Genomic DNA, 19,853 nt, shown 5'->3' with positions numbered 1-19,853 from the left:
GGCAGTATGATGGAACGCACTTCATGGACCGCATCGCGCGACCCACAACGCACGAACCACAACGCACTACAAGGAGGAAACACCATGAATGAAGTCATCGTCGCTTCGGCCGTCCGCACCGCCATTGGAGATTTCGGCGGCGCGCTCAAGGATGTGCCCCCCTGCGATCTGGGCGCCACCATCATCCGGGCCGCGCTGGAACGCGCAGGCGTCTCGGGCGACGAAGTCGGCCATGTCGCCGTTGGACACGTGATCAACACCGAGCCGCGCGACATGTACCTGTCGCGCGTGGCCGCCATGAATGCCGGCATCTCCAAGGAAACGCCCGCGTTCAACGTCAACCGCCTGTGCGGTTCGGGCCTGCAGGCCATCGTGTCCGCGGCGCAAACCATCATGCTGGGCGATGCCGACATTGCCGTGGGCGCCGGCGCCGAAAGCATGAGCCGCGCGCCGTACATCGCCCCGGCCCAGCGCTGGGGTGCGCGCATGGGCGACAGCGTCATGCTGGACATGATGACCGGCGCGCTGTCCGACCCCTTCGGCAAGATGCACATGGGCGTCACGGCGGAAAACGTGGCCGCCAAGTTCGGCATCAACCGGCAGGACCAGGACGCCACGGCCGCGGAATCGCACCGCCGCGCCGCCGCCGCGATCGATGCGGGCTACTTCCGCGACCAGATCGTGCCCGTGAAGATCAAGTCGCGCAAAGGCGAGATCGTGTTCGACACTGATGAGCACGTGCGCCGCGACGTCACGGCCGACAGCCTGGCGACGCTCAAGCCGGTGTTCCAGAAGGAAAACGGCACCGTCACGGCGGGCAATGCGTCCGGGTTGAACGACGGCGCGGGCGCGCTGGTGCTGATGAACGCGTCTGTCGCGGCCAAGCGCGGCGTCAAGCCGCTGGCGCGTCTGGTGGCCTACGCGCATGCGGGCGTGGACCCCAACATCATGGGCATCGGCCCGGTGCCGGCGACGCAGGCGGCGCTCAAGCGGGCTGGCCTGACGGTCGATCAGCTGGACGTCATCGAGGCCAACGAGGCGTTCGCCGCGCAGGCGTGCGCGGTGTCGCGCGAACTGAAGCTGGACGCCGCCAAGGTGAACCCCAACGGCAGCGGGATCGGCCTGGGCCACCCGATCGGCGCGACCGGCGCCATCATCACCACCAAGGCCCTGCATGAACTGCAGCGCGTGGGCGGACGCTATGCGCTCGTGACCATGTGCATCGGCGGCGGGCAGGGCATCGCCGCGATCTTCGAACGGATCTGATTCGTTCGGCTCGGCAAGCCCGCGAAGTTCCGGCTGCGCCGGATCCTCGCGGGTTTTTCATTGGGCGTTGTGGCCCAGATAGTCCTGAGCCCACGCCTGGCATTCGGCATGAAGCATTGTGCCCATCTGCGCCCGCCGCGGCGCGTCGAGCCGGCTGCTGATCGCCCCAAAACTGAACGCCACCCAGGTCAGCTCCGACACGGGAAACGCCACGCCCACACCCGACACGCCGGGCGTGATGGTATCTACGATCTCGGAATATCCCGCATTGCGCGTCTGCCTGACCGCCTTCATCAGCGCGGTGCTGGAGACGCGGATCTGCGCGTAGCTGGCCGCATGCCTTGCGTACAGCGCGGCGATCTCGTCGTCCGGCAGGGCCGCCATCAGCGCCAGGCCGCCTGCGCCCACGCCCAAGAGCCGCCGTTCCCCCTGGTCGATAGTGAACACCTTGACCGGAAATGAGCCGGCCTCGCGCAGCAAACATAGCGCGTAGTCGCCCTGGCGGATCACCAGGAACACGGTGTCGCCAGACAGGCGTGCCAGCTTCTGCGCGAACGGGCGCAGGGCGTCCAGCAAAGGCGTGCGCCGCAACGCGGCAAACCCCAGTTGCATCGAATCCACGCCCAGCCGATAACGGCGGGTGGCGCGGTCGCGTTCGGCGAACTGTTCTTCCAGCAGGCAACTGAGGAGGCGGTGCGCCGTGGAACGCTCCAGGCCGGTGGCGGCCATGACGCCCTGCAGGTCGATGCCGTCTTCCTGGTGCTGCGCCAGCACGCGCAACAGGCCGAGCGCGCGACGCATGCTCTGCGTGCCGCCGGTGGATCCTAGGTTGTTCATATTGTGGGAAAAATGGTTCGAATATTTTGTATTTTAGGATTTGCGGTGCGTTAATTCAATGCATGGAGATCGCGCTGCATCCGACGGCGCGGCATGACAAGGACGAGGAGACCATGGAATACGCCACCCTGGCCGTCGAACGGCACGACGCGGTATGCCGCATCAGTCTGGCCCGCGAATCCGCGCGCAATGCCCAGAGCCAGCAGATGCTGGATGAACTGGATGACGCCCTCTCGCGCGCCGAGCAGGACGATGCGGTGCGGGTGGTCATCCTGGCCGGTCGCGGCGCGCATTTCTCGGCCGGGCATGACCTGAAGGAAGCCCAGGCCAAGCGCGCCGACTTCACGGTCGAGGAACGCTGGGATTACGAGTCCCGCCGCTACTACGGGTATTGCCTGCGCATCTGGGACTTCCCCAAGCCCACCGTGGCGCAGGTGCAGGGCGCGTGCGTGGCGGGCGGATTCATGATCGCCAACATGTGCGACCTGGTGGTGTGTTCGGACACGGCGTACTTCTCGGACCCGGTCGGGCACACCCTGGCCGCGGCCGCCACCGAGGTGCTGATTCATCCCTGGGTCATGGGGCTGCGCAAGGCCAAGGAAATGCTCTACACCGGCGAGAAGGTCGATGCGCAGGAGGCATTGCGCATCGGCATGGTGAACCGGGTGGTGCCCGAAGCCGAACTGGATGCCGCCACGCTGGCGCTGGCCCAGCGCATCGCGCAGGCGCCGCCGTTCGGACTGCGCCTGATCAAGCGGTCGCTGAACCGCACGGCGGACGCGCAGGGCTTTCGCACGGCGCTGTCGGCGCACTTCGACACGCATCAGTTGTCGCACCTGAGCGAGGAATTCCAGGCGGTGCGCGAGCGCGGCCTGGCGCAGGCCATCCAGCGCAACAAGAAAGGCGAAGCCGCATGACTTCACGCCTTGAACCGCTGCTGAATCCGCGCTCGATCGCCATGATCGGCGCCAGCGCCAACCCGGGCCGCATTGGCGGCATGCCGCTGGAACTGCTGACGCGCTTTGGCTTTTCGGGCGGCATCTATCCCGTCAACCCGAAATACCAGGAGGTCTTCGGCCTGCGGTGCTGGCCCGACATTGAAGCCGTGCCCGAGCCGGTGGACCTGGCGGTGCTGGCCATCGCCGCGGCCGACGTCACGCCCATGCTGCGGCGCTGCCATGCCAGGGGCATCCCCGCGGCCATCGTGTATGCCGCGGGCTTTGCCGAGGCGGGCGGCGAGGGCGCGCGTTTGCAGGACGAACTGGAGGCCTTCGTGTCGGAAAGCGGCATGGCGGTCGCGGGCCCGAATTGCATGGGCTTCGCAAACCTGAACACGCAGGCGCATACCGCCTTCGCGTCGGTCTTCAAGACCGCGCCGGCGCAGGAGGGACCGGGCTCGGTCAGTCTGCTGACCCAAAGCGGCAACGTGTGCGCGGCGGTGTATGCGATCGCGCGCCGGCTGGGGCTGCCGTTCTCGCACTTCATCAACACCGGCAACGAGGCCTGCCTGGATTTTTCGCAGTACCTGGAATACCTGGCGGCGGACCCGCAGACGGAAATCGTGCTCGGCTACATCGAACAGTTGCGCGATGGCGGCCGCTTCGTGCGCGCGTGCCGCGAGCTGGAACGCCAGGGCAAGCTGCTGATTGCCTTGAAGGCAGGCGCCACCGACAAGGGCGCGCGGGCCGTGCAGTCGCACACGTCGGCGCTGGCCGGCGATCGCCGCGTGTATGCGGCTGCCTTTCGCCAGTTGAACGTCATCGAGGCCACGGACTTCGCGCAGATGGCGCATCTGGCCAGTCTGGCGACGCTGCGCCACCGCACGGCCGGCAAGCGCGTGGCGGTGCTGACGATGTCGGGGGCGCTGGGGGCCATCCTGGCCGACAAGTTCATCGGTGCGGGGCTGGAGCTGCCAGACCTGCCGCCGGATCTGCAGGAGGTGCTGCGCGGCGGCATTCCGGATTACGGCATGGTGGGGAATCCGGTGGACGTGACCGGCAACGTGGTCAACGATCCCGCCTTTGTGCGCACCGTGCTGCAAGCGCTGGGCACGTCGGACGCCATTGATGCCGTGGTCGTATATGCGCCCGGCTACATGCTGGACCGCATGGCCGACGCGTTGGCCGAAGCGTCCCGGGAGCACCCGCGGTTGTTCGTCGCCATCGATACGGGCCTCGCGCAAAGCCGTGCCGCGCTGCGCGAGGCGGAAGTCGCGGTGTTCGAGGATCTGGGGCTGGCCGTCGCGGCGCTGGCGCCATATTTGCTGTGGTGTGACGCGCGCACGGCCCGGCGGCAGGCGGCGGCGCCCGCATTGGAGATGGCCAGCGCGCCGGCTCTGCCATGCAACGAAGCGGACGCTCGCGCCTTCGTGGCCGCATTCGGTCTGCCCCAGGCTGCCACCGCGGTGGCGCGCAGTGCGGACGAGGCCGTGCGCGATGCGCGCATTGCAGGCTATCCCGTCGCCCTGAAGATCCTGAGCCCCGACATCGCGCACAAGACCGAAGCGGGCGGCGTCGCGCTGAACCTTGCGGACGACGAGGCGGTGCGCGTCGCCCATGCCACCGTGACGCAGGCGGTGACGCGCGCGCAGCCCAATGCGCGTATCGACGGCGTCATGGTCCAGAAGATGGAGCGCGGTGTGGCGGAGATCATCGTTGGCGCCACGCGCGATCCGGTCTTCGGCCCCGTGCTGACGGTGGGCCTGGGCGGGGTGCTGACCGAGATCTACCAGGACACCAGCCACCGGCTCCTGCCGGTGGACGAGGACATCGCCTTGCAGATGTTGCAGGAGCTCAAGGCGTTTGCGCTGCTGGACGGTTTCCGGGGCAAGCCCCGGGGCGATCTGGCGGCGGCGTGCAGGAGCATCGTGGCCGTGGGCAACGCCTTGCTTGCCGCTCCCGCGCATGTGGCGCAAATAGAAGTGAATCCCTTGCTGATCAAAGAGGCGGGACAGGGCGTTGCGGTGCTGGACGCGCTGATCCTGCCCGCAACCCCGTAGCGCGTCTGCGCATTCCTCAGGAGGAGACAAGCATGATCAAGACAATATTGGCCGGCGTCGCACTGGCCTGCATCGGCGCCACGAGCGTCGCGCAAGCCCAGGACAACTACCCCGCGCGCCCCGTGCGTATCGTGGTGCCGTTCTCGCCCGGCGGCGCGACCGACATCATGAGCCGTCTGCTGGCCGAGAAGTTGAGCGGAAAGCTAGGCCAGCCGGTGATCGTGGAAAACAAGCCGGGCGGCGGCACCATGATCGCGTCCGATTACGTGTCCCGCGCCGAGCCCGACGGTTACACGCTGCTGATGGCCGCGTCGTCGCTGGGCATCGCGCCCAGCATCTACACCAAGGTCAACTACGACCCGGTGAAGGACTTCGCTCCGATCACGCAAGTCGCGTCGGTGGTTCACGTGCTGGGTGTCCACCCGTCGGTGCCGGCCAAGAATGTCGGCGAGCTGATCGCCTACCTGAAGGCCAATCCGGGCAAGGTGAGCTACGGCTCCGTCGGCACGGGCAGTTCAACCCACCTGGAGGCCGAACTCTTCAACAGCATGGCCGGCGTGCAGATGGCGCACATTCCCTACAAGGGCAGCGCGCCCGCGCTCAACGACCTGGTTGCGGGGCGTCTGCAGGTGATGTTCGATGCGTGGGCCTCGTCGGGCCCCTTCGTCAAGGACGGCAAGCTGCGCGCGCTGGCGGTCACGACGGCCAAGCCTTCGGCGTCATTGCCCGAGTTGCCCACGGTGGATGCGTCCGGCCTGCCGGGCTATTCGGCCATGCCGTGGCTGGGTCTGGTCGCGCCCGCGCGCACGCCGCAGCCCGTGATCGACAAGCTCTACCAGAACCTGGCGCAGATCCTGCAGCAGCCCGACGTGAAGAAGCAGTTCGAGGGGCTGGGGCTGGACATCATCGGCAGTGATCCCAAAGCCTTCGGCGCGTTCATCCAGAAAGACGTCGCGACCTGGGCCAAGGTGGCGCGCGACTCGAACATCCGGCTGGAGTGAGGCATGACGATGCAGCAAACCGCCGTGCCCGACAGCGCGGCGCTGGACGACGAGGCGTTCCGGCAGACGCTTCGGGGCTGGCTCGACACGGCCTACGCAGCGTTTGCACGGTCCTGGCCCGGCGGGGCCGACCCGCGCAACCTGGACTACCGGCGCGCCTGGGAAGACACGCTGTGCGCAAACGGCTGGTCCGGGCTGGGCTGGCCGGCGGCATACGGCGGCAAGGCGTTGCCGCTGTCGCGCCAGGCGGTCTTCCATGAAGAGCACGCGCGTTGCGGCGCGCCGCTGGGCGTGAACCTGATCGGCCACGGCATCCTGGCGCCCACCCTGCTGCATTTCGGGTCCGAGGCGCAAAAGCAGCGCTTCCTGCCCGGCATCCTGTTGAACCGCGAGGTGTGGTGCCAGGGATATTCAGAGCCGGGCGCCGGGTCCGACCTGGCCGCCGTGCGTACGCGGGCGGAACCGGCGCCGGGCGGCTTCCGCGTGAACGGCCACAAGATCTGGACCTCGTTTGCGGACCGGGCGCAGTGGTGCTTCGTGCTGGCGCGCACCGATCCGGGCGCGTCCAGGCACAAAGGCCTGAGCTTTCTGCTCGTGGATATGCGCAGTCCCGGCGTGCGGGTCGAACCCATCCGCCAGCTCACGGGCGAAGCTGAGTTCTGCGAGGTCTTTTTCGAGGACGTGTTCGTGCCGCAGGACGCGCTGCTGGGCGGATTGAACCAGGGCTGGCGCATCGCGATGGCGGCCGCAAGCTTCGAGCGCGGCACGTATTTCATCCCGCGACTCGTGCGTTTCTCGCAGGAGCTGCGTCAGGTGCGCGCGCTGGCGCTGCAGGCGGACAAGCAGGGCCGCGTGCCGGCGTCATCGGCATCGGTGCGCCACCGCTGGGCGCGGCTGGCGGCCGACAGTCACGTGCTGGCGCTGAAATCGCAGCGCGCGCTGGCCGCCGCGACGCGGGGTGATCCGCCCGGACCGGAAGGATCGTCCACCAAGATCCACTGGAGCGAGGCGCACCAGCGACTGCTCGAACTGTCCATGCAACTACTGGGCGAGGACGCCTGCCTCGGCGTGGACGCAGCCGACACCCGCGCGGCGTCGCTGACGCACGCCTATCTATGGTCGCGGGCCGAAACCATCCTGGCCGGCACCTCCGAGATCCAGCGCAACATCATCGCCGAGCAGATGCTCGGCCTGGCCAAGGGCTGACCGTAAATGAATCTGCATCTGAGTGAAGACCAGCGCATGCTGCGCGACGCCGCGCACCGTTTCCTGTCGCAGCGCCATCCGGTGGCCGTGGCGCGCGGCGCTTGTCATCAAGATGCGCCGGCCCGCCAGGCGCTGTGGCGCGATCTGGCCGATCAGGGCTGGCCCGCCTTGCTGGCGCCCGAGGCACAAGGCGGACTCGGCTTGGGCATGCGCGAGGCCTGGATCGTCGCCGAGGAAGCGGGGCGCCATCTGCTGAGCCTGCCGCTCGTATCCAACATGGTGATGCTGCCGACGTTGTGCGAGGCGGGTGGGGCTATCGCGCAATGGGCCGGCGACATGATGGCCGGCGATACCTGGTACGCCGATGCGGCACTGCGCCCCGACGGGTCGGTCTTCATCGAAGGCGCCGGCGAGGGCGTGCGCGCGCTTGCCGTGCGCGAGGCCGGTCCGGCGTCCGTGCGTCTGGATCTGCTGTCGCCTGTGGCGGGCGTGGGGGGATTGGATCCGACCATGCCGGTCGGGGTGGCGGCGCATCCCGCGGTCCTGGAAAGCACCGATGTCCAGGTCAAGCCGGGCACGTGGCATCTGCTGCGCACGCGTCTGCGCCTGTTGCGGTCGGCGGAAATGTTGGGTGCGGCCTCGGCGGCGCTGGACATGGCAGCGGGGTACGCCCGCGAGCGCCAGCAGTTCGGCCGCCCTATCGGCGCCAATCAGGCGATCAAGCATCGGCTGGCCGAGGACTGGATGGCGCTGGACGATGCACGACTCGCGGGCTGGGCGGCGGCAACGGCCCTCGATGACCGTGCGGCGTCAGCGGCAACCGATTGCCTGTTCGCGCCGCTGCTGGCCGTGGAAGCCAGCCGCCGCGCCACCCAGAACGCGATCCAGACGCATGGTGCGCTGGGCGTGACCTGGGAGTGCGATGCGCATCTGTACCTGAAGCGCGTCCTGCGGCTGTCGGCCAGCCTGGAGGCCGAAGTGTCCGGCCCGGACCTGCTCGAGCGCATCTGGGAAGCGGCGGCGTAATCGGCGGCCGGGGGAGGGGCGGCCGGCCTACAATCGCGCCCATGTACAAATCCAACTTCCCCTCCGAACTCGACCAGCCGACGCTTTCCGAAGCCGACGGCGTCCGCTATCTGCACTTCAACACCGAATGGGTGCAGGGCGCGATGAACATCAAGAGCCCCGCCGATCTGGTGCTGGAATACACCGCGCAGATGATGGCCTGGCTGCTGTTCCTGGAGCCGCCGAAGGAAGAGGCCATCGGCATGCTGGGCCTGGGCGCCGGGTCGCTGGCGCGCTTCTGCGCCAAGCACACGCGCGGCCCGCTGCTGGCCGTGGAATGGAATCCGCGCGTCACCGCCGCCTGCCACATGTTCTTCCGCCTGCCCGGGGCGAACCGCTTGCAGGTCGAGCACGCCGACGCCGGCGCGTGGGTGGCCGATCCGCTGAACGCCGGACGCTGCCCGGTGCTGATGGTGGACCTGTACGACGCCGCCGCCGAGGGCCCGGTACGCGACAGCGTGAAGTTCTACCGCGACTGCCGCCGCGTGCTGGGCGAAGTCGGCATCCTCGCGGTGAACCTGTTCGGCCGGCACGAAAGCTTCGGCAAGAACATCGACAACCTGTCCAAGGCCTTCGACGACCGCATCGTGCTGCTGGCCGAAGTCGAGGCCGGAAACCAGATCGTTCTGGCGTTTTCCGGCCCGAGCCTGGCAATTACTCCGGCGGAACTGCTGACGCGCGCCGAGGTCGTGGAAGGCAAGTACGGGCTGCCTGCTCGCCGCTGGGCGCGCTCGTTGACGCGGCATGCAGTAGACGGGGTACTGCATTTTTGAAGCGATTCAGAAGCGCAGCGTCCTGAGCGGCCGGCGGGCGAGTTTGATCTTGAAGTCCTGCCGGCTATCGCAGATGAGGTGGATATATACCTTGTCTGCAACAACTTCATAAATGACCCGATTTTTGACCGCGACTATTTGCATGAAGTGGGTGGCAGGCAGCTCCGGGAGGGGGTGCCCCGCGTACGGGAATTGTTCGAGATTCAGAATGGCTTTGTTGATCCGGGCGTATGAATCGAGCCAGACCTGCTGCGAGAAGTTCTTTCTGATGTAGCGGCGTATCTCCTGGAGATCATCTGCGGCTGTCTGCAAAAAGACCACCGTTCGACTCATTCGGAATCGTCCCGATCCATCGCTTCAATCTGCGCGAATACATCCGCCGCCGGAATGACGCGTCCTTCTTCGATGTCTTTGCGGCCGCCCGCAAGCAGTTGAAGCAGGGCCATGGCTTGCTCCTGCTCCTCGAAGCTTCGTACGTCCATGACGACGAGTTTGGCCTCTCCGTTCTGGGTGATCAGCATGGGTTCGCGGGTTTCGGTCAGCGTGGTCACGATCTCGGCGGCGTGACTCTTGAGGTATGAGATCGGCTTCACTTGAGTGGAGTATTTCATGGGTAGGACTCCCAAATCATAGGCTTGATCGGACTAAGTTTAGTCGTAATTCAGTCCTATTTCCGACCAGCTTTCGGGATCGTGGTCCGTGTCCATAACTATGCCGTCCGACGTCGCAGCCCCTTCTTATTAGGGAAGCTCCCAACCCGCCCCGGCTTTACCTTTCGCCAAACCCGGGTCTATCATCGGCTTATTCATAATTATGAATTACGGCATTTCCCCGCCGTCTGCCCATGACCCTACCCATCGTCCGGCAAGCCCTGTATCTGGAAGTCGCGGACCGCCTGCGCGGCATGATCCATGCGCGGTCGCTGCGTAACGGCGAATGGATCGATGAACTCCGCCTGGCTGGCGAAATGGGCATTTCTCGCACGCCGCTGCGCGAAGCGTTGAAAGTGCTGGCCACCGAAGGGCTGGTCCGGCTGGAACCCCGCCGGGGCTGCTTCGTCAACGAACTGTCCGCCCAGGACCTGGAAGACATTTTCCCGCTGATGGCCATGCTGGAAGGGCGCTGCGCCTTCGAGGCCGCGCGCAAGGCCACCGACGCGCAGTTGGCCGAACTGGAACCGCTGCACGCCGCGCTGGCCGGCCATGCGAAGGCGGGCCGCATCGACGCCTACTACAAGACCAATTACCTCATTCACGAAGCCGTCCAGGCGCTGGCCGGCAACCAATGGCTGTCCGACATGGTGGGCAATCTGCGCAAGGTGCTGAGCCTGTCGCGCCATCGCAGCCTGTCGCGGCCCGGCCGCATCGAGCAATCCTGCGCCGAACACCTTGCCATCTTCGAGGCCCTGAAGGCCCATGATTCCGACGCCGCGCAGGCGCTGGCGCACACCCATCTGATGCGCCAGCTTGAAGCGCTGCGCGTCCTTAGCAACGAAGACGCCGCCGACGCGGCGCCGTCCGATCCCATCGTCATCGAGGAGCCCGCCCATGTCCGCACCCGCCAATCTCGCGCCCGCGCGCGGCGCACGCACGCCTGAGCCCGAGGCCGATCTGGTCGATGCCGCCGCCGCGGCCGAAAGCGCCAGCCTGATCACGCGGCTGGGCCGGCTGTGGGAGCGCGGGCGCCTGCCCAGCGAATCCGAAGTCCGCCGCCTGTTCGAGGCGCGCCTGACCGACGTGGCCGCCAACAAGCTGGCGCGCCGCTGGTGCGAGCAATACGCCGCCGCCGACGGCAAGGATCGCCGCCTGATGCTGGCCGCGCTGGCGCAGATCCGCGCCACCTATGCGGGCGATGGCGGCGAGGGGGTGCGCCTCTTCAAGCGCTTCAACGCCCAGCCGCAAGGCCTGCGCTTTCTGGTGGAACTGCGCGCGGACATGCTGCGCTGGCGCAAGCAGGTATCGGGCATCCAGTCGCTGGACAAGGAATTGGAAGGCCTCCTGTCTGCGTGGTTCGACGTGGGTCTGCTTGAACTGCGTCCGCTGACCTGGGATTCGCCCGCGTCGCTGCTGGAAAAGCTGATCCTTTACGAGGCCGTCCACGAGATCAAGTCCTGGGACGACCTGCGCCACCGCGTGGCGCCCGACCGCCGCTGCTATGCGTACTTTCATCCGCAGATGCCGGGCGTGCCGCTGATCTTCGTGGAAGTGGCCTTTGCCAGCCAGATGGCCGACAACGTGCAGGTGCTGCTGGACAGCACGCTGCCGCCGCAGGACCTGGACAGGGCGCGCTGGGCGATCTTCTACTCCATCTCGAACACGCAACCGGGCCTCAAGGGCATCAGCTTCGGCAATTTCCTGCTCAAGCGCGTGGTCGAGCAGCTGCTGGAAGAACTGCCCAAGCTGAAGGCCTTTGCCACCTTGTCGCCGATTCCGGGCTTTACCGATTGGCTGGGCAAGCAGGACGCGCAGGCCGTCGAGGCGATCGTGCGCGAAGACAAGACGCGTGCCAAGGACCGCCAGCGTGAAGGCGTGCCGGACGGGCAGCGCTGGGTCGCGCGTCTGGCCAAGGCCGCGCAGGGCAAGGCGCCCGACGTGGTCAAGCGCGCCGGCTTCCGGCTGGCGGCCTGCTATCTGCAGTCGATGAAGAACGGTCTGCCGGTCGATCCCGTGGCGCGCTTTCATCTGGGCAACGGCGCGCGCATCGAACGCCTGAACTGGGCGGCGGACACCTCGCCCAAGGGGCTCAAGCAGTCGTGCGCCATGATGGTCAATTACCTGTATGACCTTGACGAACTGGACACCAACCTTCAGCGCCTGAACGAGGGCAAGCCGCAGATCAGCCGCGGCGTGGGGCGCGTGGCCTGACCGCCGGAAACACGGCGGCGGGTTCCTGACAATCACAACAAGGGCAGGGGACATGACGGAGAACGTGGCAGGCCAGAGCCAAGGCCAAGGCAGTGTGCGGCTCGATCGCGACGGGCATCTGGCCTGGGTGACGCTGTCGCACCCGGGACGCCTGAATGCGATCACGGTGGGCATGTGGCGCGAACTGCGCGATGTCTTCACGCGCATCGCGCAGGATGACGCCGTGCGCTGCGTGATCGTGCGTGGCGAGGGCGGCAACTTCGCCGCCGGCGCCGACATCCGCGAGTTCCCCGCCGAACGCGCCGACATGGCCGGCGTGCAGCGCTATCACCGCGAGATCCTGGCGCCCGCCCTGCGCGCCGTGGCCGGATGCCCGCAACCGGTCATCGCCCAGATCGACGGCGTGTGCGTCGGCGGCGGGCTGGAAATCGCCTGCCAGTGCGACCTGCGCATCGCCGGCGCGTCGGCCCGCTTCGGCGTGCCGATCAATCGCCTGGGTTTTCCGATGGCCCCGGACGAAATGCGCGGCCTGCTGGCGCTGGCGGGCAGGGCCGCCACGCTGGCCATTCTGCTGGAAGGCCGGGTGTTCGGCGCCGCCGAAGCCAAAGACCTGGGTCTCTTGACCCGCATCGTCGACGACGGCGACGTGGCCACGTCCGCCCGCCGCAGCGCCGACCGCATCGCCCAGGGCGCGCCGCTGGCCGCCCGCATCAACAAACGCTTGTCCGCCAGGCTCGCCACCGGCGCCGCCTTGACCGAGGACGAGTATCGCGATTATTTCTCCTATGCCGAAAGCCGGGACCACAGAGAGGGCGTGCGCGCCTTCCTGGCCGGCGAAGACCCTTCCTTTACCGGAGACTAGACAGGTGAGCAACGCCAACCTATACGCTGTCCTGCAAGGCGGCTTTCCCAAAGACCGCAGCAAAGTCGCGCTGGAAACGCCCGACCTCCAATACACCTGGGACGACATCGACCGCGCGACCGCGTGCCTGGCGAACCTGCTGCAATCGCTGAACCTGCCCGACGGCGCGCGCGTCGCCGTGCAGGTCGAAAAGTCGCCCGAGGCGCTGCTGCTGTACCTGGCCACGCTGCGCGCCGGCCTCGTGTACCTGCCGCTGAACACCGCGTACCGCGAATCCGAAATCGAATACTTCCTGGGCAACGCCGAGCCGTCCGTCGTGGTCTGCGCCAGCAAGAACCTGGACTGGGTCAAGCGCGCCGCCGACAAGGCCAACTGCCCGCACGTCTACACGCTGGACGAGGACCGCACCGGCACGCTGCTGGACGCGGCCGGCGGCCTGTCGCAGACGTTCAAGACCGTTGAAAGCAAGCCGGACGACCTGGCCGCCATCCTGTACACGTCGGGCACCACGGGCCGCAGCAAGGGCGCGATGCTCTCTCACGGCAATCTGGCGGCCAACGCGCGCACCCTGCACGAATACTGGGGCTGGCGCGAGGACGACGTGCTGCTGCACATGCTGCCGATCTTCCACGTGCACGGCCTGTTCGTCGCGTCGCACGGCGCGCTGCTGGCGGGCGCCCGGATGATCTGGCTGCCCAAGCTGGACGCCGACCAGGCGCTGCACTATCTGCCGCAAAGCACCGTGATGATGGGCGTGCCGACCTACTATGTGCGTCTGCTGGCCGATCCGCGCTTCAATCGGGACGTCTGCGCCAACATGCGCCTGTTCATCTCGGGCTCCGCGCCCCTGCTGGCCGAAACGTTCTCCGACTTCAAGGAACGCAGCGGCCATCCCATTCTTGAGCGCTACGGCATGAGCGAAACCGTTATGCTGACCTCCAATCCGTACGACGCCGCGCTGGGCGAGCGCCTGGCGGGCACCGTCGGCCGCGCCTTGCCGGGTGTGGATGTCCGGGTGGTCGACGACGCCGGCAAGCCGCTCGCACCGGGCGAGATCGGCAACGTGCAGGTGCGCGGTCCCAACGTGTTCTCGGGCTACTGGCGCATGCCGGAAAAGACGCGCGAAGAATTCACCGACGACGGCTGGTTCAAGACCGGCGACGTGGGCCGCTGGGGCGGCGAGTCCGCCGGCCGCACGGCGCCGGCCGACTATCTGTCGATCGTCGGCCGCAGCAAGGACCTGATCATCTCCGGCGGCTACAACGTGTACCCCAAGGAGATCGAGACGCTCATCGACGACATGCCGGGCGTGTCGGAGTCGGCGGTGATCGGCGTGCCGCATCCGGACTTCGGCGAGGCCGTCGTGGCGGTGGTGGTGCCCAAGGACGGCGCGACGCTGGACGCCTCCGCCATGCAAGCCGAGTTGAAGAGCCGCATCGCCAACTTCAAGGTGCCCAAGCGCGTTCATATCATCGACCAACTGCCGCGCAATACGATGGGCAAGGTTCAGAAGAACGTGCTGCGCGACACCTACAAGGCGCTGTAGTCCATACCGAAGCCGGTCCCCGTGGGGCCGGCTTTTTTATCACCGAATTCTTTCACCGCGTTCATTTACAGCAGCCAAGGAGAAGCATCCCCATCCAATGCCCCGATAAGACCTGCCCGCCGCATTCAGAAGAAAAAAATATCTCAGCGACGAGACGCCAGAAAACAGGCGCCGTACCCCGATGCAGCAAGAGGAGACAAAATGACTTATCGCACCACCGCCGCGGCCGTGTTCGCCGTGGCAGCCCTGGGTTTCGGCGGCGTTGCCGCCGCGCAATGGCCCGAACGCCCCATCACGCTGATCGTTCCGTTTCCCGCCGGCGGCGGCACGGACACGTTCGCCCGTCCGCTGGCCGCGCAGCTCACCACGCAGCTTGGCCAGACGGTGGTCATCGACAACAAGGGCGGCGCGGGCGGCACCGTGGGCGCCGGCGTGGCGGCCAAGGCCAAGCCCGACGGCTACACGTTCTTCATGGGCGGCGCGCACCATGCGCTGGCGCCTTCCCTGTACAAGAGCCTGAGCTACAACATTCAGAAGGATTTCGTGCCGGTCGCCCTGGTGGCGCAGCCGCCGCAGGTCGTCGTCATCAACGCAAGCAAGCTGCCGGTAAAGACCTTGCAGGAGTTCATCGATTACGCAAAGAAACGCCCCGGCGAAATCAACTTCGGCACGGCAGGCAAGGGCAGCACGCACCACCTGGCCGGCGAGCTGTTCGCGATGCAGACGGGGGTCAAGCTGGTGGACGTGCCGTATCAGGGCGCGGGTCCCATGCTGTCGGCGCTGATTGGCGGTCAGGTGGATCTGGCGTTTGATGGGCTGGGCTCGTCGGCCGGGCACATCCGCGCCGGCGCGATCAAGCCGCTGGCGGTGGCCGCCACGGAGCGTTCGCAATCCCTGCCCGACGTGCCCACGGCTGCCGAAGCCGGCGTGCCGAACTACGTGGTGTCGACCTGGTATGCGATCTGGGCGCCCGCGGGCACGCCGAAGGAAGCCACGGAAAGAATGGCCGCCGAGATCACGAAGGCGCTCAACACGCCCAAGCTGAAGGAGACCTGGGCGGGCAACGGCACGGGCGTGCCCACGCTGACCGGCGCCGAGTTCGGCAAGTTCGTCGACAGCGAAGTCCAGCGCTGGGCCAAGGTCGTCAAGGACTCCGGCGTAACGTTGGACTAAGCGGTTGGACTAAGCGGCTGAACTAAGCAACTTCAGCGCCAATCGCTGGCCTGGCTCAGCCGGGCCAGCTGGTCGCGCGTCAGCGTCAGGCTGGCGGCCTTGACCAGTTCGTCCAGCTGGGCGAGAGAGGTGGCGCTGACGATGGGCGACGTAATGCCCGGCTGCGCGATCTGCCAGGCCAGCGCGGCCTGTGCGGGCGTGCAGCCGGCGTCCTCGGCCACCTCGTCCAGCGCCTTCAGGATGCGGTAGCCACGATCATTCAGATACGTATCCACGATCTTCTTGCCGCGCGCGCTCTTGCCTGCATCTTCGGGACCGCGATACTTGCCGCTGAGAAACCCGCTTGCCAGCGCGAAGTAATTGATCGTGCCCATCTGCTGGGTCTTCACCAGGCTTTGCAGACCGGATTCGAAGGGTTCGCGGGTGTACAGGTTGTACTCGGGCTGGATGCTTTCGTAGCGCGGCAGGCTGTGCCGCTCGCTGGCGATCAGGGCTTCCGACAGCCGCACCGCCGTGTAGTTGGACGCGCCGATCGCGCGCACCTTGCCGGCTTCGATGTGCTTGGCGTATTCGGCCAGCGTGTCGGTCAGCGGCGTGTCCGGGTCGTCCTGGTGCGATTGGTACAGGTCCACGTAGTCCGTCTGCAGGCGCGCCAGCGATGCGTCCAAGGAGCGCCGGATGTAGGCGGGCGACAGGCCTTTCTGGCCCGGACCCATCTCCATGCCGACCTTGGTGGCGATCAGCACCTGGTCGCGCTTGCCCGATCGCTTGAGCCACTTGCCGATCAGGGTTTCGGATTCGCCACCCTGGTTGCCGGGAACCCAGCGCGAGTACATGTCGGCCGTGTCGATGAAATTCAGGCCGGCGTCCACCAGCGCATCCAGCAAAGAAAAGGTGCCGGCCTCGTCGACGGTCCAGCCGAAGACGTTGCCGCCGAAAGTGAGCGGGGGAACCTGCAGGCCGGATCGGCCCAATGCGCGTTTAATCATGGTGGCCTCGGGATGCCGTCGGCGGGCACGCGGAACGGGATGAACGGCGTTTGCCCGGCGGTTGTCAGTATATTCACGCCGTCGCACCGGGGGCCGATGCCCCGGGTCGGGGCGCGCCTGTATGGATGCACCATTACAGGGATTCCCCCCAAGTCCATTTGGTGGACGGCACGTTAGACTATACGGCTTTGTGGCAGGACAAACGGATCAAAAACCCGCGCCCGCCATGAAGAAACCGGCAAATTCAACAAGCAACACCCAGGGTTCAAGGAGCAAACATATGCTGATCGGAAAAAAACATTTTCTGACGGTTGGCGCGATGGCGCTGGCGATGGCTATCGCCGCACCGGTCGCCGCGCAGCAAAAGTCCGTCGCGGTGACCGCCATCGTCGAGCATCCGGCGCTGGACGCCGTGCGTGACGGGGTGCAAGACGCCCTCAAGCAAGCCGGCTACGAGCCGGGCAAGAACCTGAAGTGGCAGTATCAAAGCGCGCAAGGCAACAACGGCACGGCCGCGCAGATCGCCCGCAAGTTCGTCGGCGACCGCCCGGATGCCATCGTCGCGATCGCCACGCCGTCGGCGCAGGCCGTCGTGGCCGCCACCAAGGACGTGCCGGTGGTGTATTCCGCCGTGACCGATCCGGTTGCCGCGCAACTCGTGTCCAGCATGGACGCCTCGGGCACCAACGTGACCGGCGTGTCGGACCTGCTGGCGCTGGACAAGCAGGTTGAACTCATCAAGAAGATCCTGCCCAACGCCAAGCGCGTCGGCATCGTCTACAACCCGGGCGAGGCCAACTCGGTCGTCGTCGTCAAGAAACTCCAGGAAATCCTGCCCAAGTCGGGCATGAGCCTGGTCGAAGCCGCCGCCCCGCGCTCGGTGGACGTGGCGTCCGCCGCCCGCAGCCTGATCGGCAAGGTCGACGTCATCTACACCAACACCGACAACAACGTCGTGTCGGCGTACGAATCGCTGGTCAAGGTGGGCAACGACGCCAAGATCCCGCTGATCGCGTCGGATACCGACAGCGTCAAGCGCGGCGGCATTGCCGCCCTGGGCATCAACTACCGCGACCTGGGCGTGCAGACCGGCAAGGTCGTCGTGCGCATCCTGAAGGGCGAGAAGCCCGGCGCGATTCCGTCTGAAACCAGCTCCAAGCTCGAGCTGTACGTGAATCCGGGCGCGGCCGCCAAGCAGGGCGTGACCCTGCCCGAGGCGCTGATCAAGTCCGCCGCGGTGGTCGTGAAATAATACGGCGCGAAATCGGCCCCGCCATGCTTATCCGGCGTGCGCGGGGTTTTTCTTGCGTTTTTCGTGGTGTGCTTACCCGATGTTCCACAGGGCGGCAGCGTTCACAAGATGCTCGCGGCCCGGCGTTGTTGCTTCCTTGACAGGTCTCGTGCTTTCGCTGGCAGCGCCGGCGTGTAGGCACGCGGGCGGGAAACGAGAGAAAATCCATGCCGGGAAACGTTCATTGCGAAAGCTCGGGTAAAACTGACCCGCGAACGCAAGAAATCGTACGTTTCACTTCTTTAATATGCTCGTTTCTTATCTTGATTGGATCTGACCCATGTCATTGTTCTCGTTGTTAGGCGCGCTGGAGATCGGCTTGATCTTCAGTCTGGTGGCCTTGGGCGTGTTCATCTCCTTTCGCCTGCTGCGCTTTCCGGACCTGACCGTGGACGGCAGCTTTCCGCTTGGCGGCGCAGTCTGTGCGACGCTGATCGCCTCGGGCACCGATCCGTTTTCCGCGACCATCATCGCCACCATCGCCGGCGCGGCCGCCGGGCTGGTCACCGGCTGGCTGAACGTCAAGCTCAAGATCATGGATCTGCTCGCCAGCATCCTGATGATGATCGCGTTGTATTCGATCAACCTGCGCATCATGGGCAAGCCCAACGTGCCGCTGATCACCGAACCCACCGTCTTCACGATCCTGCAGCCTGCGTGGATTTCCGACTATGTCGCCCGCCCGCTGCTGCTGATCGTCATCGTCATTCTCTGCAAGCTGGCGCTGGACTGGTTCTTCGCGACGCAAACCGGCCTGGCCGTGCGCGCCACCGGTTCCAACGGCCGCATGGCCCGCGCGCAAGGCGTGAACACCGGCCGCATGATCCTGGGCGGCATGGCGCTGTCGAACGCGCTGGTTGCACTGGCCGGCGCGCTGTTCGCGCAGACGCAGGGCGGTTCGGACATCTCGATGGGCATCGGCACCATCGTGATCGGCCTGGCCGCGGTGATCGTCGGCGAAAGCATCCTGCCGTCGCGCAAGCTGGTGCTGGCCACGCTGGCCGTCATCATCGGCGCCATCGTCTACCGCTTCTTCATCGCCCTGGCGCTCAACAGCGATTTCATCGGCCTGAAGGCGCAGGACCTGAACCTCGTCACCGCGGTGCTCGTCACGATCGCCCTGGTCATCCCCATGCTCAAGCGCCGCCTGGTCGGCAAGAAGGGGCGCTGATATGTTGTCCGCAAAAGACCTGAAAATCACCTTCAACGCGGGTACGCCCATCGAGACCCGCGCCCTGCGCGGCCTCACGCTGGAAATCCCGTCGGGCCAATTCGTTACCGTGATCGGTTCCAACGGCGCGGGCAAGTCCACGTTCCTGAATGCCGTGTCGGGCGACCTGCCCATCGATTCGGGACGCATCGACATCAATGGTGTGGACGTGACGCGCAAGCCCGTGTGGGCGCGCGCCGGCAGCGTGGCCCGCGTGTTCCAGGACCCGATGGCGGGCACCTGCGAAGACCTGACCATCGAGGAAAACATGGCGCTGGCGCAGATGCGCGGCGCCTCGCGCGGCTACAGCCGCGCCGTAAAGGCCTCGATGAAAGCGGGCTTTCGCGAGCGCCTTGCCACGCTGGGTCTGGGCCTGGAAAACCGCCTGACCGACCGCATCGGCCTGTTGTCCGGCGGCCAGCGCCAGGCGGTCAGCCTGCTGATGGCGGCGCTGCAACCCTCGCGCATCCTGCTGCTGGATGAGCACACCGCCGCGCTCGACCCGCGCACTGCGGACTTCGTGCTGCAACTGACGGCGCGCATCGTGGCGGAAAACAAGCTCACCACCATGATGGTCACGCACAGCATGCGCCAGGCGCTGGATGTAGGCGACCGCACCGTCATGCTGCACCAGGGCCAGGTCGTGCTGGACGTGTCCGGCGACGAGCGCCGCGGCATGGACGTGCCGGACCTGCTGGCCATGTTCGAGCGGGTGCGGGGCGAGAAGCTGTCGGACGATGCGCTTTTGCTGGGCTGAAGACGAAAAGGCGCG

19 protein-coding genes are annotated in these 19,853 nt (G+C 66.4%); 15 read left to right on the top strand and 4 right to left on the bottom strand.

The annotated features are described in order from the left end of the window. Positions 1-84: 84 nt before the first annotated feature. The gene (locus tag AB3147_RS18640) at positions 85-1,266 is read left to right on the top strand and encodes an acetyl-CoA C-acyltransferase family protein (protein ID WP_367352669.1); all 1,182 of its coding nucleotides are present in this window, start codon (positions 85-87) and stop codon (positions 1,264-1,266) included. Positions 1,267-1,323: 57 nt separating this feature from the next. On the opposite strand, the gene AB3147_RS18635 is transcribed toward AB3147_RS18640, so the two are convergent. Further along, the gene (locus AB3147_RS18635; RefSeq protein WP_367352668.1) at positions 1,324-2,067 is read right to left on the bottom strand and encodes an IclR family transcriptional regulator; all 744 of its coding nucleotides are present in this window, start codon (positions 2,065-2,067) and stop codon (positions 1,324-1,326) included. A 149-nt stretch (positions 2,068-2,216) separates the two neighbouring features. Between AB3147_RS18635 and AB3147_RS18630 the strand changes: the two genes are divergently transcribed. The 6 genes from AB3147_RS18630 to AB3147_RS18605 are packed head-to-tail and all read left to right on the top strand — an operon-like array spanning position 2,217 to position 9,146. Further along, positions 2,217-3,020, top strand: coding sequence for an enoyl-CoA hydratase (locus AB3147_RS18630; protein ID WP_175138156.1), 804 nt, complete (start codon positions 2,217-2,219; stop codon positions 3,018-3,020). Continuing rightward, positions 3,017-5,101: an acetate--CoA ligase family protein gene (locus AB3147_RS18625; protein WP_367352667.1), complete on the top strand. Its 2,085-nt coding sequence runs from the start codon at positions 3,017-3,019 to the stop codon at positions 5,099-5,101. The genes AB3147_RS18630 and AB3147_RS18625 overlap by 4 nt, the downstream gene beginning before the upstream one ends. A gap of 32 nt (positions 5,102-5,133) precedes the next feature. Further along, positions 5,134-6,102 carry a Bug family tripartite tricarboxylate transporter substrate binding protein gene (locus AB3147_RS18620; protein ID WP_175123652.1) on the top strand — a complete coding sequence of 323 codons (969 nt, stop codon included), beginning with the start codon at positions 5,134-5,136 and terminating at the stop codon, positions 6,100-6,102. 3 nt (positions 6,103-6,105) lie between these two features. Then, the gene (locus AB3147_RS18615; protein ID WP_367352666.1) at positions 6,106-7,308 is read left to right on the top strand and encodes an acyl-CoA dehydrogenase family protein; all 1,203 of its coding nucleotides are present in this window, start codon (positions 6,106-6,108) and stop codon (positions 7,306-7,308) included. Positions 7,309-7,314: 6 nt separating this feature from the next. Beyond that, positions 7,315-8,334, top strand: coding sequence for an acyl-CoA dehydrogenase family protein (locus tag AB3147_RS18610; RefSeq protein WP_367352665.1), 1,020 nt, complete (start codon positions 7,315-7,317; stop codon positions 8,332-8,334). Between the two features lie 41 nt (positions 8,335-8,375). Then, a complete protein-coding gene (locus AB3147_RS18605) occupies positions 8,376-9,146 on the top strand; it encodes a class I SAM-dependent methyltransferase (protein ID WP_367352664.1) in 771 nt (256 codons plus the stop codon). A 6-nt stretch (positions 9,147-9,152) separates the two neighbouring features. Here the strand turns inward: AB3147_RS18605 and AB3147_RS18600 are convergent, their stop codons facing one another. Further along, positions 9,153-9,479, bottom strand: coding sequence for a type II toxin-antitoxin system RelE/ParE family toxin (locus tag AB3147_RS18600; RefSeq protein ID WP_175138081.1), 327 nt, complete (start codon positions 9,477-9,479; stop codon positions 9,153-9,155). After that, on the bottom strand, positions 9,476-9,757 hold the full coding sequence (locus AB3147_RS18595; protein WP_191575764.1) for a type II toxin-antitoxin system Phd/YefM family antitoxin: 282 nt from the start codon (positions 9,755-9,757) through the stop codon (positions 9,476-9,478). The genes AB3147_RS18600 and AB3147_RS18595 overlap by 4 nt, the downstream gene beginning before the upstream one ends. 233 nt (positions 9,758-9,990) lie before the next feature. On the opposite strand from AB3147_RS18595, the gene AB3147_RS18590 reads away from it, so the two are divergent. From AB3147_RS18590 to AB3147_RS18570, 5 genes are all read left to right on the top strand, one after another. Next, positions 9,991-10,743 carry a GntR family transcriptional regulator gene (locus AB3147_RS18590; RefSeq protein WP_175123649.1) on the top strand — a complete coding sequence of 251 codons (753 nt, stop codon included), beginning with the start codon at positions 9,991-9,993 and terminating at the stop codon, positions 10,741-10,743. Then, on the top strand, positions 10,694-12,010 hold the full coding sequence (locus AB3147_RS18585; protein WP_343738362.1) for a malonyl-CoA decarboxylase domain-containing protein: 1,317 nt from the start codon (positions 10,694-10,696) through the stop codon (positions 12,008-12,010). Before AB3147_RS18590 ends, AB3147_RS18585 begins: the two co-directional genes overlap by 50 nt. A 52-nt stretch (positions 12,011-12,062) precedes the next feature. After that, a complete protein-coding gene (locus AB3147_RS18580) occupies positions 12,063-12,872 on the top strand; it encodes an enoyl-CoA hydratase/isomerase family protein (protein ID WP_367352663.1) in 810 nt (269 codons plus the stop codon). Between the two features lie 4 nt (positions 12,873-12,876). Continuing rightward, a complete protein-coding gene (locus AB3147_RS18575) occupies positions 12,877-14,418 on the top strand; it encodes a malonate--CoA ligase (RefSeq protein WP_218344635.1) in 1,542 nt (513 codons plus the stop codon). Positions 14,419-14,619: 201 nt separating this feature from the next. Further along, on the top strand, positions 14,620-15,591 hold the full coding sequence (locus AB3147_RS18570) for a Bug family tripartite tricarboxylate transporter substrate binding protein (RefSeq protein WP_175123645.1): 972 nt from the start codon (positions 14,620-14,622) through the stop codon (positions 15,589-15,591). 32 nt (positions 15,592-15,623) lie between these two features. On the opposite strand, the gene AB3147_RS18565 is transcribed toward AB3147_RS18570, so the two are convergent. Continuing rightward, positions 15,624-16,580 (bottom strand): aldo/keto reductase, encoded by a 957-nt coding sequence (locus tag AB3147_RS18565; RefSeq protein ID WP_175138087.1) that lies wholly within the window; start codon positions 16,578-16,580, stop codon positions 15,624-15,626. Between the two features lie 280 nt (positions 16,581-16,860). On the opposite strand from AB3147_RS18565, the gene AB3147_RS18560 reads away from it, so the two are divergent. The 3 genes from AB3147_RS18560 (at position 16,861) to AB3147_RS18550 (ending at position 19,838) form a co-directional block, all read left to right on the top strand. Beyond that, the gene (locus tag AB3147_RS18560) at positions 16,861-17,832 is read left to right on the top strand and encodes an ABC transporter substrate-binding protein (protein ID WP_056563116.1); all 972 of its coding nucleotides are present in this window, start codon (positions 16,861-16,863) and stop codon (positions 17,830-17,832) included. Between the two features lie 319 nt (positions 17,833-18,151). Further along, entirely contained in the window at positions 18,152-19,042 is an 891-nt protein-coding gene (locus AB3147_RS18555; protein WP_056563113.1) for an ABC transporter permease, read from the top strand. A gap of 1 nt (position 19,043) precedes the next feature. Further along, positions 19,044-19,838, top strand: a complete 795-nt coding sequence (locus AB3147_RS18550; protein ID WP_175138088.1) for an ABC transporter ATP-binding protein — start codon at positions 19,044-19,046, stop codon at positions 19,836-19,838. Positions 19,839-19,853: the final 15 nt, after the last annotated feature.

The sequence above is a fragment of the Achromobacter animicus genome (assembly GCF_040775605.1).
Classification (GTDB): Bacteria; Pseudomonadota; Gammaproteobacteria; order Burkholderiales; family Burkholderiaceae_B; genus Achromobacter; species Achromobacter animicus.
Note: the sequence above shows the minus strand (reverse complement) of the source record. Positions and strands in the feature narration are given on the sequence as shown.

Bases quoted from the DNA above. Each gene is read 5' to 3' on its own strand.
- AB3147_RS18640 (WP_367352669.1), top strand. From the start codon at position 85: ATGAATGAAGTCATCGTCGCTTCGGCCGTCCGCACCGCCATTGGAGAT.
- AB3147_RS18635 (WP_367352668.1), bottom strand. From the start codon at position 2,067: ATGCGTCGCGCGCTCGGCCTGTTGCGCGTGCTGGCGCAGCACCAGGAA.
- AB3147_RS18630 (WP_175138156.1), top strand. From the start codon at position 2,217: ATGGAATACGCCACCCTGGCCGTCGAACGGCACGACGCGGTATGCCGC.
- AB3147_RS18625 (WP_367352667.1), top strand. From the start codon at position 3,017: ATGACTTCACGCCTTGAACCGCTGCTGAATCCGCGCTCGATCGCCATG.
- AB3147_RS18620 (WP_175123652.1), top strand. From the start codon at position 5,134: ATGATCAAGACAATATTGGCCGGCGTCGCACTGGCCTGCATCGGCGCC.
- AB3147_RS18615 (WP_367352666.1), top strand. From the start codon at position 6,106: ATGACGATGCAGCAAACCGCCGTGCCCGACAGCGCGGCGCTGGACGAC.
- AB3147_RS18610 (WP_367352665.1), top strand. From the start codon at position 7,315: ATGAATCTGCATCTGAGTGAAGACCAGCGCATGCTGCGCGACGCCGCG.
- AB3147_RS18605 (WP_367352664.1), top strand. From the start codon at position 8,376: ATGTACAAATCCAACTTCCCCTCCGAACTCGACCAGCCGACGCTTTCC.
- AB3147_RS18600 (WP_175138081.1), bottom strand. From the start codon at position 9,479: ATGAGTCGAACGGTGGTCTTTTTGCAGACAGCCGCAGATGATCTCCAG.
- AB3147_RS18595 (WP_191575764.1), bottom strand. From the start codon at position 9,757: ATGAAATACTCCACTCAAGTGAAGCCGATCTCATACCTCAAGAGTCAC.
- AB3147_RS18590 (WP_175123649.1), top strand. From the start codon at position 9,991: ATGACCCTACCCATCGTCCGGCAAGCCCTGTATCTGGAAGTCGCGGAC.
- AB3147_RS18585 (WP_343738362.1), top strand. From the start codon at position 10,694: ATGTCCGCACCCGCCAATCTCGCGCCCGCGCGCGGCGCACGCACGCCT.
- AB3147_RS18580 (WP_367352663.1), top strand. From the start codon at position 12,063: ATGACGGAGAACGTGGCAGGCCAGAGCCAAGGCCAAGGCAGTGTGCGG.
- AB3147_RS18570 (WP_175123645.1), top strand. From the start codon at position 14,620: ATGACTTATCGCACCACCGCCGCGGCCGTGTTCGCCGTGGCAGCCCTG.
- AB3147_RS18565 (WP_175138087.1), bottom strand. From the start codon at position 16,580: ATGATTAAACGCGCATTGGGCCGATCCGGCCTGCAGGTTCCCCCGCTC.
- AB3147_RS18560 (WP_056563116.1), top strand. From the start codon at position 16,861: ATGCTGATCGGAAAAAAACATTTTCTGACGGTTGGCGCGATGGCGCTG.
- AB3147_RS18555 (WP_056563113.1), top strand. From the start codon at position 18,152: ATGTCATTGTTCTCGTTGTTAGGCGCGCTGGAGATCGGCTTGATCTTC.
- AB3147_RS18550 (WP_175138088.1), top strand. From the start codon at position 19,044: ATGTTGTCCGCAAAAGACCTGAAAATCACCTTCAACGCGGGTACGCCC.